A 14,171-nucleotide genomic window follows, 5' to 3' on the forward strand; every position below is an offset into this window, starting at 1 on the left:
CTCCGTGCGCCCCCAGGGCGACGGGTGGACGGCCGAAGGGACGGCGGGACGACAGTCGGCCGGACGGCAGCCGGAACGAGAGCAGGGAAGGGCACATGCGTGAAGAGCACGAACCCCTCACCGGGTTCACCGTCGGGGTCACCGCCGCACGCCGCGCGGAGGAGTTCGGGGCGCTGCTGGAGCGGCGGGGCGCCGCCGTCCTGCACGCACCGGCCCTGCGGACCGTGCCGCTCGCCGACGACACCGAACTCCTCGCCGCCACCCGGGAAGTCATCGGTTCCGTCCCCGACGTGGTCGTTGCCACCACCGCCGTGGGCTTCCGGGGCTGGATGGAGGCCGCCGACGGCTGGGGCCTCGGCGACCGGCTGGCGGCGGCCCTGCGCGGGGCCGAACTGCTGGCCCGCGGCCCCAAGGTCAAGGGCGCGGTACGGGCGGCCGGGCTGACCGAGAGATGGTCACCCGCCTCCGAATCCATGGACGAGGTGCTCGACCGGCTCCTCACCGAAGGCGTGGCGGGACGCCGGATCGCCCTCCAACTGCACGGCGAGCCTCTCCAGGGCTTCATCGAGCCGCTCCGAGCGGCGGGCGCCGAGGTCGTCGCCGCACCCGTCTACCGCTGGACGGACCCCGAGGACATCGCACCGCTCGACCGGTTGCTCGACGCCGTTCTGGCCCGCGGCGTGGACGCGCTCACCTTCACCAGCGCCCCGGCCGCCACCTCGTTGCTCGGACGGGCGGGAAGGCGCGGGCAGTCGCCGGAACTCCTGAGCGCGCTGCGCGAGGACGTGCTCGTGGCCTGCGTCGGGCCCGTCACGGCGCGGCCGTTGCACGCGCTCGGGATCGACACCGTCCAGCCGGAACGCTTCCGGCTCGCCCCGCTCGTCCAGCTGCTGTGTCACGAACTCCCCGCGAGGGCACCGGTGCTGACGGTCGCGGGGCACCGCGTCCAGATCCGTGGCCATGCCGTGATCGTCGACGGCGAACCGCGCCCGGTGCCGCCCGCCGGAACGGCCCTGCTGCACGCCCTGGCCCGCCGGCCGGGCCGGGTGGTGGGCCGCGCCGACCTGCTGCGCGCGCTGCCCGGCGGCGGCACGGACGAGCACGCGGTGGAGACGGCCGTGGCGAAGCTGCGCACCGCGCTGGGCGTACCCGAGCTCGTTCGGACCGTGGTCAAACGCGGCTACCGGCTGGAGCTGGACCCGGCCGAGGACACCGGGCCCCCGGACCTCCGGGGCGCGTGACGGCACCTGGTCCGACCGGCGTTGTCAGTGCCGTGCGATAGAACCTGGAGGCAGCGGGGACACGTGCGCGACGACGACCGGCGAGGGGAAGACCATGGGCACTTGGGGCAGCGGGAATTTCGACAGCGACACGGCGGCGGACCACCTGTCGGGGATCACCGGGCGTCTCCTCTCGGAGATCGAGGAGGCGATGGCGGGCGATCCGGTGGGTCTGGAGCCGGACGACTACTGGGGGGTGGTCGTGCCGTGCGACATCGATCTGCTGTGCCTGATCGCGGAGCGGGGATACGTCGGCGCGGTGGTGCCGGAGCCGGCGGTGGCCGAGGCGTGGAAGCGGACGTTCATGGACGTGTGGGAACGGACCATCGACGGTCTGGAACCCGAGGAGGAGTACAAGAAGACCCGGCGGGCGGAGCTGAACCGCACGTTCGACCGGCTGGTGGACCTGGCGAGGGCGCGGCACGAGGAGGAGTGAGGAGCGGCGGGCGGGGCGGAGCGAGGACCGGCACGTGGGAAAGGCAGGAGGAGGGCGCGGTGAGGCCCGCGGAGCGGGGCCGTTCGGCGGTACGGGGATAACCTGAAGGGATGATCAACGACTCCCATCAGCTCGACGCGGAGGTACGACTCCGCCCCGCCACCATGGCCGATGCCGCTTCCCTCGCCGCGGCGTTGACCCGCAGCCGCGCGTACATGCGGCCCTGGGAGCCCGTGCGGCCCGAGGCCTTCTACACCGAGGACGGGCAGCGGGAGCGGTTGGCCGGGATGCTCGCGGATCGGGACGCGGGGCGGTCGATGTCGTGGGTGCTCGCGGACGAGCAGGACCGCGTGATGGGTGGATTCAACCTCAACGGCATCGTGCTCGGGCCGTTCCGCAGTGGCACGCTCGGCTACTGGATGGACGTCGAGTACGCGGGCCGGGGGCTGGCCACGGCCGCCGTGCGCCGGATCTGCGAGTCGGCCAGGGACGACCTGCGGCTGCACCGGGTCGAGGCGGGGACGCTCCTGGACAACGTGGCGTCCCAGCGGGTGCTCGTCAAGTGCGGCTTCGAGGAGTACGGGATGGCCCCGCGCTGTCTGCACATCAACGGCGAATGGCGCGACCACCGGCTGTTCCAGCGGATCCTGCACGACGACCCGCCGACCGACTGAGCCCCGGCTCCAGGGGGCTCCCGTGGAAAGCCCCGGGGCGCGGGCGGCGGGTGTTCAGGAGGCTCGTCGCCCGGCGCCCCCGGGGCGGAACCGTACGTGCCGATGGCCCTCCCGCGGCCATGGCGGCCGCGTCGGCAGGACCTCCGCGAGGTCGTAGCCGCACTTCTCCGCGACCCGGCACGAAGCGTCGTTGTCCACCTGGTGCAGCAGATCCAGCCGCGCCAGGCCGTCCTCGGCGAACGCCTCGAACACCCAGTCGGTCAGCGCCCCGAGCGCCTGCGGCGCCACCCCTCGGCCGCGCGCCCACGGGGCCGTCCAGTAGCCGACCTCCCCGCTCGCCGCGTCCAGGGCGGGGCGGCTGAACGCCACATTGCCGACAAGCGCACCGGCGGACGCGCGATCGACCACGGCGAAGGAGAAACGGCTGCCGGATTCCCGGCCTTCCTGCTGCCTTCTCAACCAGCGCTCGGCCTCGGCCTCGTCGGTCACCCGCGTGCGCAGCATGGCGCGCATCGAGGGATCGCGGAACGCCTTGATCACGTCCGGCATGTCGTCGGGCAGCCAGGGACGGAGCAGGAGCGCGTCGGCCTCAAGAGCGGTGGCACGGCGTTCGTCGGGCACCCGGAGACCATAGCCGTCCCGGGGCATCCCTCCCCGGCCCCGTACGGCGCCAGGGGTTCCGAGCCGGTCGGCCGAGGGGCACTCTGGGGGAGACCTCCGGCGGAGACCCCGAGGCGGTGACACGCACATGGCAGCGGGCAAGAGTGCGTACGACTGGCGGTTCGGCTCCGGCCGCCCCTGCCTGGACCTGGTGGCGACGGGAACCGGCACGTCCGGGGCGTGCGAACTGCTCGACGGCGCCGAGCGGCTCGCCGACTGGCTGCTCGCCACCGGACTCGTACCGAACGGCACCCACCTCGGTGCCGTGGACGACAGCTGGGTGGTGCGCTTCCGCCAGCTGAGGACGGGCGTCGAGCGGCTGCTGACCGCCGAAATCGGCGGCGGGCGCAGGCCCGAGGGCGCCCTGGACGCCCTGGAGCGGGTCAACGCGCTCGCCGCGGAGCCCCCGCCGGGCCTCCGGGCCGTACGGGGCAGGGGCGGCACGCTGATACGGACACTGAACGGCGACCCCGAGTGCGGGGCGCTGCTGGCCGCCGTGGCCCGCGACGCCGTGGAACTCCTGACCGACCCGGTGGCGCGGGCCGGACTGCGTCGCTGCGAGGCCGACAACTGCCGTCGGCTCTATCTGGACACCTCGCGCGGCCACCGGCGCCGCTGGTGCTCCAGCGAGGTGTGCGGGAACCGGGAACGAGTGGCCCGTCACCGGCGCCGGATGGCGGCGGCCGCGGCCGTCACGGCGGTCGCGGACGCCGATCCGGCGTGACGGCAAGGAGCGGCGGCGCCGTCCCACCGAGAACGGGGCGCTAGTCGTATTGCCCCGTCGCGTCGGGCAAACCTTGCCGGTCACGGCACTAGCACGCAAGCCCGGAGACGAAGCACGGTGAGGGAGTAAGCGGGGGAACGGGGCCCGCCACGCCCTTCTCCTGTGCGGCAGGTGCGCGGCGGGCCCCCGTCGCATATGGTTGACGGCTGCCCGATGCACGTCAGAAGGGGGCCTCGGTGGCCGCGCAGGATGCCGCTGTCGATTCATTGCGGGACCGGGAGACCGGTGTCGAGCAAGAACATCTCGACCGTGTGTACCGTCGCCTCGAGGAGAAGATCCACGAGGCGGAGTTCCTCATGGACGACGCCGCCAAGCGGGGGCAGGTCGGCACCCCGGGAGCACTCGCCGAGCGCGACGCCCAGGTGTTCCGGGCCGGGATCCACCTCAACCGGCTGAACAGCGAGTTCGAGGACTTCCTCTTCGGACGCATCGACCTGCTGCTCGGCAAGGACGGCGAGCGGGGCCCCGACGGCGCGTACACCTCGGTCGAGCCGGCCGACGACGCCGTACGCGAGGACGGCTCGGCCGACATCGCGGAGACGCTGCACATCGGCCGGATCGGCGTCCTCGACTCCGAGTACGCGCCCCTGGTCATCGACTGGCGTGCGCCGGCCGCCGCGCCCTTCTACCGGTCGACGCCGAAGGCCCCGGGCCGGGTGGTGCGCCGCAGGGTCATCCGTTCCAAGGGCCGCCGGGTCCTCGGCGTCGAGGACGACCTGATGCGTCCCGAGCTGACCGCGTACCTGGACGGTCAGCGGCTTCCCGTCATCGGCGACGGCGCCCTGATGGCGGCGCTCGGCCAGGCCCGCAGCCACACCATGCGGGACATCGTCTCCTCCATCCAGGCCGAGCAGGACCTGGTGATCCGGGCCCCCGCGGCCTCCGTCACCGAGGTGTCCGGCGGCCCCGGCACCGGCAAGACCGCCGTCGCCCTGCACCGCGCCGCGTACCTCCTCTACCAGGACCGCCGGCGCTACGCGGGCGGCATCCTCGTCGTCTCGCCGACCCCGCTCCTCGTCGCGTACACCGAAGGCGTGCTGCCCTCACTGGGGGAGGAGGGGCAGGTCGCGATCCGCGCGGTCGGCTCGCTCTCCGACGAGGCGGCGGGCCCCGAGGGCGCCACCGTCTACGACGAACCCGCCGTCGCCCGGATCAAGGGCTCCTCCCGGATGCTCCAGGTGCTGCGCAAGGCCGCGCGCGGCGCGCTGGAACGACCCGGCGCCCCGGGCGGGGCGAAGGGCCGCGACGGCGGCCAGCTCTCCTTCGGCGACATGACCGACGCGACCGACGCGCACGAGGCGACCGATGCGGCGACCGGCACCGCCGGTGCGCCCCCGGCCACCCCGACCCGGCTGAGGGTCGTCGCGTTCGGTGCTCGCATCGAACTGGACGCCGACGAACTGCGCCGCATCCGGCAGTCGGTGCTCGGCGGCACCGCTCCGGTCAACCTCCTGCGCCCGCGCGCCCGCAGAATGCTTCTGGACGCCCTGTGGAACAAGTCGTCCGGCCGGGGCCGCTACACCGACCCCGAACTCGTGGCCGAACTGCGTTCCTCCTTCGACGAGGACGTCTCCACCGAGACCCCCTTCATCGAGTTCCTGGACGCCTGGTGGCCCGAGCTCACCCCGCGCGGGGTGCTCGCCGCGATGGCCGACGAGAGGCGGCTCGGCCGCTGGTCGCGCCGGGTCCTCAACCAGGGCGAGGTGCGCCGCCTGGCCCGTTCCCTGAAGCGCCTCGACCGGAACGGCGACGGCCCGCTCTCCGTGCACGACGTGGCGATGCTCGACGAGCTCCAGGTGCTGCTCGGGACCCCGACCCGGCCGAAGAAGAAGCGCGAACTGGACCCGCTGGACCAGCTCAGCGGCCTGGAGGAGCTGATGCCGGGGCGCGAGGAGACCCAGCGCGAGCGGGCCGAGCGGCTGGCGGCGGAGCGCACGGAGTACGCGCACGTCATCGTCGACGAGGCGCAGGACCTGACGCCCATGCAGTGGCGCATGGTCGGCCGCCGCGGCCGGCACGCCACCTGGACGATCGTCGGGGACCCGGCCCAGTCCTCCTGGTCCGACCCGGACGAGGCCGCGCGGGCGCGCGACGAGGCGCTCGGCACCCGGCCGCGCCGCCACTTCACCCTCACGGTCAACTACCGGAACCCGGCGGAGATCGCCGAGCTGGCGGCCAGGGTCCTCGCGCTGGCGATGCCCGGGAGCGAGTCACCGGCCGCGGTCCGCTCCACCGGGGTGAAGCCGCGCTTCACGACCGTACGGGACGGCGATCCGGCCGCCTCGGTGCGGGAGGAGGCGCGGCGCCTGCTGGCCGAGGTCGACGGGACCGTCGGCGTGGTCGTCGCGATGAACCGCCGGGCACAGGCCCGCGCATGGCTCGCCGGTCTCGGCGATCGGGTGGTCGCGCTGGGCAGCCTGGAGGCGAAGGGCCTGGAGTACGACGCCACGGTGGTCGTCTCGCCCGCCGAGATCGCCGACGAGTCCCCGGCCGGCCTGCGGGTGCTGTACGTGGCGCTGACGCGTGCGACGCAGCAGCTCACGGTGGTCTCGGGCGAGCGTGACCTGCCCGACGAGGACGGCGTCCCGGACCTGCTGCGGGACTGAGGGCGCGCGGGGCCGGGGGCGTGCTCGGCACGGCAGGGGGGCGGGCCGGGGTCCGGGAACCGGTCGGGCCCCGGCCGTACGGGGTTCCGGGAGCCGGATCGGGTTCCCCGAGGCCGGATCGGAACCGGATCGGCCGGATCGGAATTCGTGCCGGGCTCCGGGAATCGCTTTTCCGAGGTGTTTGTTAGCCTGGTGTGCGGCACCGGCTCGATCCAAGCCCCCGGGCCCAACCTTCGTCGCTTCGAGCGACCACTTGCCGCGAGGCGAGCATGGCGGGTCGGTGCCGTTCAAGCAGATGACAGACCCGCGTCACCTCCTGGTGGCGCGGGTCTGTTCTCGTTCACAGGGACGGTCCCGGGCCGCATCCGGCTCGTACCGGACGCGCCGGATGTGCTGGATGTATCGGACGTGCCCGATCCGGTGCGGAGCGGGCGGTCTCGCCGGGGCCGGCCTTCCGCCCCGCCATGTCATCTCGTATGGTGGAAACCCTTTTCCGGGATGTGGCAGTCATTACCGGCTACTGGTCGGTAGGTGCGACGATCGGAAAGCACGTCCGAGGCGAGCGCCCCGGCCGCGCGGCAAAGAAGCTAAGGAAAGCGAAGGACTCGGCCATGGCAACGGCGCCCAGCGTCTCGTACTCGATGACGGTCAGGCTGGAGGTGCCCGCGAGCGGCACGTCCGTCTCCCAGCTCACCACGGCCGTCGAGTCCTCCGGTGGCTCGGTCACCGGCCTCGACGTGACCGCGTCCGGCCACGAGAAGCTGCGGATCGACGTGACCATCGCCGCCACCTCCACCGCTCACGCCGACGAGATCGTCGAGAAGCTGCGTGGCATCGAGGGCGTCGTCCTGGGCAAGGTCTCCGACCGTACGTTCCTGATGCACCTCGGCGGCAAGATCGAGATGGCGTCCAAGCACCCCATCCGCAACCGCGACGACCTCTCGATGATCTACACCCCGGGCGTGGCCCGTGTCTGCATGGCGATCGCCGAGAACCCCGAGGACGCGCGCCGCCTCACCATCAAGCGCAATTCCGTCGCAGTTGTGACGGACGGCTCCGCCGTGCTGGGCCTCGGCAACATCGGGCCGAAGGCCGCCCTGCCCGTGATGGAGGGCAAGGCGGCCCTCTTCAAGCGGTTCGCCGGCATCGACGCCTGGCCGATCTGCCTGGACACCCAGGACAGCGACGCCATCGTCGAGATCGTCAAGGCGATCGCGCCCGGCTTCGCGGGCATCAACCTGGAGGACATCTCCGCGCCCCGCTGCTTCGAGATCGAGGCGCGCCTGCGCGAGGCCCTGGACATCCCGGTCTTCCACGACGACCAGCACGGCACCGCCATCGTGGTGCTGGCCGCGCTGACCAACGCGCTTCGCGTGGTGGGCAAGGGAATCGGGGACGTACGGGTCGTCATGTCCGGCGCCGGAGCGGCCGGTACGGCCATCCTCAAGCTCCTCATCGCCGCGGGCGTCAAGCACGCCGTCGTCGCCGACATCCACGGTGTGGTGCACGAGGGCCGCGAGGACCTGCTCTCCGCCGCCCCCGACTCGCCGCTGCGTTGGATCGCGGACAACACCAACCCCGAGTCCGTCACCGGGACCCTCAAGGAGGCCGTCGTCGGCGCCGACGTCTTCATCGGCGTCTCCGCCCCCAACGTCCTGGACGGCTCGGACGTCGCGGCCATGGCCGACGGCGCGATCGTGTTCGCGCTCGCGAACCCGGACCCCGAGGTGGACCCGGCAATCGCCCGTCAGACGGCCGCAGTTGTCGCCACCGGCCGTTCCGACTTCCCGAACCAGATCAACAACGTGCTGGTCTTCCCGGGCGTCTTCCGCGGCCTGCTCGACGCCCAGTCCCGCGCCGTCAACACGGACATGATGCTCGCCGCGGCCCGCGCGCTCGCCGATGTCGTCGCCGAGGACGAGCTGAACGCGAACTACATCATCCCGTCGGTCTTCAACGACAAGGTGGCGGGCGCGGTCGCCGGTGCCGTCCGTGACGCGGCGAGGGCCGCGGGAGGCGCTGTGACGGGCCCCACGTCGATCTGACCCAGGTCGGACCGGCCTACGGCGCGTCGCGGGTCGCGACGCCCCAAACGCCCCTTTAGGGTGGGCGGGCGGCGCGTCCCGCACAGCCCCGCACCCGCTGCGGACCGCTTCCGCGGCGTCGACGGAACGTCACCACGGCGAGGAAGTGGTGCTTTTCGTGTGACTCCGGAGGGTGCCGGATTGGCTTTCCCGCCGCAGGTGGGGGCAGGATGCGTAATCGGGCGCGAGGGTCTGACGAAAGACCCGGGTCCGGGGACTGTCCGAGGGCCCTGGCAGCATCGGCTTCGATCTCACGCCTCACAGGCAAGAAGAACACGGGAGTAACAACATGAACCGCAGTGAGCTGGTGGCCGCCCTGGCCGACCGTGCCGAGGTGACCCGCAAGGACGCCGACGCCGTGCTGGCCGCGCTCGCCGAGACCGTCGGTGAGGTCGTCGCCAAGGGCGACGAGAAGGTCACCATCCCCGGCTTTCTGACCTTCGAGCGCACCCACCGTGCCGCTCGCACCGCTCGTAACCCGCAGACCGGTGACCCGATCAACATCCCGGCCGGTTACAGCGTGAAGGTCTCCGCGGGCTCCAAGCTCAAGGAAGCCGCCAAGGGCAAGTAAGCCCTCATGGACGCGACGAAGGGCGGGCACCCGACCAGGGTGACCGCCCTTCCGTGTACCGGCCCGAGAGGGGCCGTTGCGTCCCGCCGTCGGCCATCCGCGGCCCCTTCGCCGCCCATCCGGTGGTCGAAGGCACGGCGCCCGAGCCGCGAGGCACACCGCCCGGGCCGGGCCGAGAGGCTCCGGACCGGGTCCACGGGCGCCGCGGAGGCCGCCTCCGCGGCGACGGACGTCGTACGCCGGACACCGTCCGCGAAAAGGCCCGTGCACGCCGGACACCGCCCGTGAGAGGGGTCCGGGAGCTTCGGACGCTTCCGGGGGAGGGGTCCGTGTACGCCGGACGGGGGCCCGGGGCAGCGCCCCGAACCCCCGTCAGCAGCCGTCGACCGCGCGGAACCCGGCCCGGCACCGGGCCGACGCCGATCCGTCGCGGAAACCCGGGCCGGCATCGGCCCGCCGCCGAACCCGGACCGAGGTCCGGCCGGCACCGGTCCCGGCACGGACCGCCGTGGCTCAGACCAGCGCGCCGCCCGGCAACTCCACGTTCGCGCCCAGCTTCTCCAGCTTCTCCATGAAGTTCTCGTAGCCGCGGTTGATCAGGTCGATGCCGTGCACCCGCGAGGTGCCCTGTGCCGCCAGTGCCGCGATCAGGTACGAGAAGCCTCCGCGCAGGTCGGGGATGACCAGGTCCGCGCCCTGGAGCTTCGTGGGGCCGGACACCACCGCCGAGTGCAGGAAGTTGCGCTGGCCGAAGCGGCAGTCCGAGCCGCCCAGGCACTCGCGGTAGAGCTGGATGTGCGCGCCCATCTGGTTGAGCGCGGAGGTGAAGCCGAGCCGCGACTCGTACACCGTCTCGTGGACGATGGACAGGCCCGACGCCTGGGTCAGGGCCACGACCAGCGGCTGCTGCCAGTCGGTCTGGAAACCGGGGTGCACATCCGTCTCCAGGGCGATGGCGTTCAGCGCGCCGCCGGGGTGCCAGAAGCGGATGCCCTCGTCGTCGATCTCGAACGCGCCGCCGACCTTGCGGAAGGTGTTCAGGAACGTCATCATCGAGCGCTGCTGTGCGCCCCGCACGTAGATGTTGCCCTCGGTGGCCAGCGCCGCGGATGCCCAGGAGGCCGCCTCCAGGCGGTCCGGGATCGCCCGGTGCGTGTAACCGTCCAGCCGGTCGACACCGGTGATCCGGATCGTCCGGTCGGTGTCCATCGAGATGATCGCGCCCATCTTCTGCAGCACGCAGATGAGGTCCTCGATCTCCGGCTCGACCGCCGCGTTGGACAGTTCGGTGACGCCCTCGGCGAGCACCGCCGTCAGCAGCACCTGCTCGGTGGAGCCCACCGAGGGGTACGGCAGCCGGATCTTCGTGCCGCGCAGCCGCTGCGGAGCCTCCAGGTACTGGCCGTCCGCGCGCTTCTCGATGGTCGCGCCGAACCGCCGCAGCACGTCGAAGTGGAAGTCGATCGGCCGGCCGCCGATGTCGCATCCGCCGAGCCCGGGGATGAACGCGTGGCCGAGCCGGTGCAGCAGGGGGCCGCAGAAGAGGATCGGGATGCGCGAGGAACCCGCATGGGCGTCGATGTCGGCGACGTTGGCGCTCTCGACATGGGTCGGGTCCAGGACCAGCTCGCCCGGCTCGTCGCCCGGGCGCACCGTCACGCCGTGCAGCTGCAGCAGACCCCGCACCACCCGCACGTCGCGGATGTCGGGCACGTTGCGCAGTCGGCTGGGCCCGCTGCCGAGCAGCGCGGCGACCATTGCCTTCGGCACCAGGTTCTTGGCGCCTCTGACGCGGATCTCGCCCTCCAGCGGGGTTCCGCCGTGGACAAGCAGGACATCGTCTGTGCCGGTCATGAATCTCGCGTTCCGGAGTGGTCGGGCAGGGGCCAAACGAAAGGGTAATGGCCCATCGTCCCCCTTCCCGCAGGGAGCCGGGGGTGCGCGAACGTCATGAATTCGCCACAACACGCTCTGCTTCTCCGCTCTTGCGGAGGGTCACCGTCCGCTAGGCTTCCGGCTCGCTCCGTCGCGCCTGTCGTCCGGCCCGCCGGCCCGCGCGCTCCTCGTGCATCCGTGCGCCCTGAGCTGCGCGTGGAGCCCGGCTCGGCGACCGGCGGGCCCGGCCGCTCCCCGTCGGGGGCCGAGATGCGGGATCATTTCTGCCATGACCGAGGTGTCCTCGCTCACAGGGCGACTGCTCGTGGCCACACCCGCACTCGCGGATCCGAATTTCGACCGCGCCGTGGTGCTGCTCCTCGACCACGACGAGGAGGGCTCGCTCGGCGTGGTCCTGAACCGGCCGACCCCGGTGGGCGTCGGCGACATCCTCACGTCCTGGGCCGGACTGACCGGCGAACCGGGCGTCGTCTTCCAGGGTGGCCCGGTCTCGCTCGACTCCGCGCTCGGCGTGGCCGTCATCCCCGGCGACGAGGGGCCCCTCGGCTGGCGCCGGGTGTACGGGGCGATCGGTCTGGTGGACCTGGAGGCGCCGCCGGAGCTGCTGGCCGCCGCCCTCGGCTCACTGCGGATCTTCGCCGGGTACGCCGGCTGGGGCCCCGGGCAGCTGGAGAAGGAGCTGAACGGCGGTGCCTGGTACGTCGTGGAGTCCGAGCCGGGAGACGTCTCCTCGCCGCGTCCGGAGCACCTCTGGCGGGCGGTTCTGCGCCGCCAGCGCAGCGAACTGGCCATGATCGCCACGTATCCCGACGACCCGTCGCTGAACTGAAGTCCCCGGCCTTCAGTACCCTTGGCCTCTATGAGCACTCTTGAGCCCGAGCGCGGGGCAGGTACGGGCACCCTCGTAGAGCCGACGCCGCAGGTGTCGAACGGCGACGGCGACCACGAGCGCTTCGCCCATTACGTCCAGAAGGACAAGATCATGGCGAGTGCCCTGGAGGGCACCCCCGTGGTCGCACTGTGCGGCAAGGTCTGGGTACCGGGGCGCGACCCCAAGAAGTACCCGGTCTGCCCCCTGTGCAAGGAGATCTACGAGTCCATGGGCTCCGGTGGCGGCAAGGACAAGGGCGGCAAGGACAAGAAGTAGTCCGCCGCGGTCCGTGAGCGGTCCTCCCTGAGGGGTTCGAGCGGTCCCTGAGGGGCGAGCGGTCCCGAGGGGTTCGAGCGGTCCCCGAAGGGGCCGAGCGGTCCGCACACCGTTTGGAGCAGTTCGGAATTCTCCGGGACCGTTCGGAAACGTTCGGGCACCAGGGCTTCGGGTCCCCGGGGCGTGCGTCGACGCACGCCCCGGGGACCCTTTGCGTTGCGTCGAGGCACGGGAACGCGGGGCCTCCCGCGTCGCACAGATCGCGTTCACCCGTCGCGCGGTCCGGGTTCCATCAGGCGATTTGCACGTATTGCTCGATCCGTGCGCATTGCACGGTCTGCATGTGTTACCTGCATGCGTTGCGCGGGCTGTGTCCCTGGGTCACAGAGTGGTTGAGACCACTTGTCGGCGTCGCGCGTGCGCACCTACTCTCCTGCCAGTTGTGCAGAACGAAACGCGCGTTGCGTATGTTGCAACGCCTGGCGTAGGAGTTCACGGATGAAGCTTTCTGCCCGAATCGCCGCCCCGGCCGCGGCGCTTGTGCTGGCGGGGCTCACCGCCACCGCCTGCGCGCCGCAGACCTCCGACACCGGTGCCAAGGGGGACGAGAAGACCGGCACGCTGCGGGTCTGGCTCTTCCAGGAGGTCGGCAACAAGCCCAAGGAGCAGGTCGTCGACGCCGCGGTCGCCGAGTTCGAGAAGGCACACAAGGGTGCGAAGGTGGAGGTCGAGTACATCCCGGTCGACACCCGCGCCCAGCGAATCAAGGCCGCGTTCAACGACCCGAAGAGCGCCCCCGACGTCATCGAGTACGGCAACACGGACACCGCCGGATACGTCAAGGACGGCGGACTCGCCGATGTCAGCAAGGAGTTCGCCGCCTGGGACGAGGCCAAGGACATCGATCCGACCGCCAAGCAGTCCGTCACCGTCGGCGACAAGGTCTACGGGGCGCCCCTCTTCGTCGGCGTACGGGCGCTGTACTACCGCACCGACGTCTTCGAGGAGTTGGGGATCGAGGCCCCCAAGTCCCAGGCCGAGCTGATCTCCACCGCGAAGAAGATCCACCAGAAGAAGCCGGACCTGTACGGGCTGGCGGTCGGTGGCGCGTACACCTACGGCGCGATGCCGTTCATCTGGGCGAACGGCGGCGAACTGGCCGAGGAGAGCGGCGGCACGTACGAGGCGGCCATCAACAGCGACAAGGCCCGCAAGGGCATCGAGGCGTACACCTCCCTCTTCGGCGACGACAACTGCCCGGCCGCCAAGTGCGCGTCCATGGGCGGCAACGCGACCGTCACCGCGTTCGCCTCCGGCAAGGCCGCCATGGCGATCGGCGGCGACTTCAGCCACGCGGCCGTCGAGGCGGGGGCCGTGAAGGGCAAGTACGCGGTGGTGCCGCTGCCCGGAGTCGAGGAGGGCTCCGTCGCTCCGGCGTTCGCGGGCGGCAACAACATCGGCGTGCTCAAGAGCAGCCCGCACCGCACCCTCGCCGTGGACCTGATGAAGTCCCTGACCGGCAAGGGGACCCAGGAGAAGATGTTCGACGCGATGGGCTTCCTGCCGACGTACACGGACGTGCGGGACACGGTCGCGAAGAAGGAGCCGTTCGTCGAACCGTTCGTCAAGGCGCTCGGCGCGGGTGCCAAGTTCGTCCCCGCCTCGCCCGGCTGGGGCTCCATCGACTCCTCGCTGGTCCTGCCGACGATGTTCCAGGAGATCGTCAGCGGCCGTAAGGACGTGGTGGCGGCCTCGGACGACGCGGCGAAGAAGATGGACGCGGCGTTCGCCGACGCGGGCTGACGATGACCTCGAACACGACGAACGACGCCGCGGGCAGCGCGGCGGGCGACGGGCCGGACGGCGCGGTCACCGGCGCGGGCGCCACGAACACCACCGCGACCGGCGCGTCGTCCGGCACCGCGACCGGCACACGCGCCGCGACCGGCACGGCGTACAAGACGCCCGGCGCGTCCGGAGCCGGCGGCGGGACCGGCACGGCCCGCGTCCGTCCGCTCCGGCCCCGCCGACGC

Annotated in this window: 12 protein-coding genes; 10 read left to right on the forward strand and 2 right to left on the reverse strand. The window is 72.0% G+C overall.

Annotation, left to right across the window (positions count from 1 at the left end; translation table 11 throughout):
* Positions 1 to 95: 95 nt before the first annotated feature.
* The 3 genes from AB0E67_RS20280 (at position 96) to AB0E67_RS20290 (ending at position 2,390) form a co-directional block, all read left to right on the forward strand.
* Positions 96 to 1,241, forward strand: a complete 1,146-nt coding sequence (locus AB0E67_RS20280; protein WP_362028482.1) for a uroporphyrinogen-III synthase — start codon at positions 96 to 98, stop codon at positions 1,239 to 1,241.
* Positions 1,242 to 1,335: 94 nt separating this feature from the next.
* Entirely contained in the window at positions 1,336 to 1,716 is a 381-nt protein-coding gene (locus AB0E67_RS20285) for a DUF4259 domain-containing protein (protein WP_362028485.1), read from the forward strand.
* Between the two features lie 110 nt (positions 1,717 to 1,826).
* A complete protein-coding gene (locus AB0E67_RS20290; RefSeq protein WP_362028488.1) occupies positions 1,827 to 2,390 on the forward strand; it encodes a GNAT family protein in 564 nt (187 codons plus the stop codon).
* Between the two features lie 54 nt (positions 2,391 to 2,444).
* Here the strand turns inward: AB0E67_RS20290 and AB0E67_RS20295 are convergent, their stop codons facing one another.
* Positions 2,445 to 3,011, reverse strand: a complete 567-nt coding sequence (locus AB0E67_RS20295; protein WP_362028491.1) for a GNAT family N-acetyltransferase — start codon at positions 3,009 to 3,011, stop codon at positions 2,445 to 2,447.
* A 127-nt stretch (positions 3,012 to 3,138) separates the two neighbouring features.
* Between AB0E67_RS20295 and AB0E67_RS20300 the strand changes: the two genes are divergently transcribed.
* The 4 genes from AB0E67_RS20300 (at position 3,139) to AB0E67_RS20315 (ending at position 9,095) form a co-directional block, all read left to right on the forward strand.
* On the forward strand, positions 3,139 to 3,774 hold the full coding sequence (locus AB0E67_RS20300) for a CGNR zinc finger domain-containing protein (RefSeq protein ID WP_362028494.1): 636 nt from the start codon (positions 3,139 to 3,141) through the stop codon (positions 3,772 to 3,774).
* A 236-nt stretch (positions 3,775 to 4,010) separates the two neighbouring features.
* Complete coding sequence (locus tag AB0E67_RS20305) at positions 4,011 to 6,440, forward strand: UvrD-helicase domain-containing protein (RefSeq protein ID WP_362028497.1); 2,430 nt, start codon at positions 4,011 to 4,013, stop codon at positions 6,438 to 6,440.
* A gap of 611 nt (positions 6,441 to 7,051) precedes the next feature.
* Complete coding sequence (locus AB0E67_RS20310) at positions 7,052 to 8,485, forward strand: NAD-dependent malic enzyme (RefSeq protein WP_362028499.1); 1,434 nt, start codon at positions 7,052 to 7,054, stop codon at positions 8,483 to 8,485.
* Positions 8,486 to 8,813: 328 nt separating this feature from the next.
* Positions 8,814 to 9,095 (forward strand): HU family DNA-binding protein, encoded by a 282-nt coding sequence (locus AB0E67_RS20315; RefSeq protein ID WP_017237029.1) that lies wholly within the window; start codon positions 8,814 to 8,816, stop codon positions 9,093 to 9,095.
* Between the two features lie 513 nt (positions 9,096 to 9,608).
* Here AB0E67_RS20315 and murA read toward each other — a convergent pair.
* The gene (gene murA / locus AB0E67_RS20320; RefSeq protein WP_073783455.1) at positions 9,609 to 10,949 is read right to left on the reverse strand and encodes a UDP-N-acetylglucosamine 1-carboxyvinyltransferase; all 1,341 of its coding nucleotides are present in this window, start codon (positions 10,947 to 10,949) and stop codon (positions 9,609 to 9,611) included.
* A gap of 310 nt (positions 10,950 to 11,259) precedes the next feature.
* Between murA and AB0E67_RS20325 the strand changes: the two genes are divergently transcribed.
* The 3 genes from AB0E67_RS20325 (at position 11,260) to AB0E67_RS20335 (ending at position 13,941) form a co-directional block, all read left to right on the forward strand.
* Positions 11,260 to 11,820: a YqgE/AlgH family protein gene (locus AB0E67_RS20325; RefSeq protein ID WP_362028503.1), complete on the forward strand. Its 561-nt coding sequence runs from the start codon at positions 11,260 to 11,262 to the stop codon at positions 11,818 to 11,820.
* A gap of 30 nt (positions 11,821 to 11,850) precedes the next feature.
* Positions 11,851 to 12,138: a DUF3039 domain-containing protein gene (locus AB0E67_RS20330; RefSeq protein WP_073783451.1), complete on the forward strand. Its 288-nt coding sequence runs from the start codon at positions 11,851 to 11,853 to the stop codon at positions 12,136 to 12,138.
* Between the two features lie 498 nt (positions 12,139 to 12,636).
* Positions 12,637 to 13,941 carry an extracellular solute-binding protein gene (locus AB0E67_RS20335; RefSeq protein WP_362028506.1) on the forward strand — a complete coding sequence of 435 codons (1,305 nt, stop codon included), beginning with the start codon at positions 12,637 to 12,639 and terminating at the stop codon, positions 13,939 to 13,941.
* Positions 13,942 to 14,171: the final 230 nt, after the last annotated feature.

This window comes from Streptomyces sp. NPDC032161, from assembly GCF_040636995.1.
Taxonomy (GTDB): Bacteria; Actinomycetota; Actinomycetes; order Streptomycetales; family Streptomycetaceae; genus Streptomyces.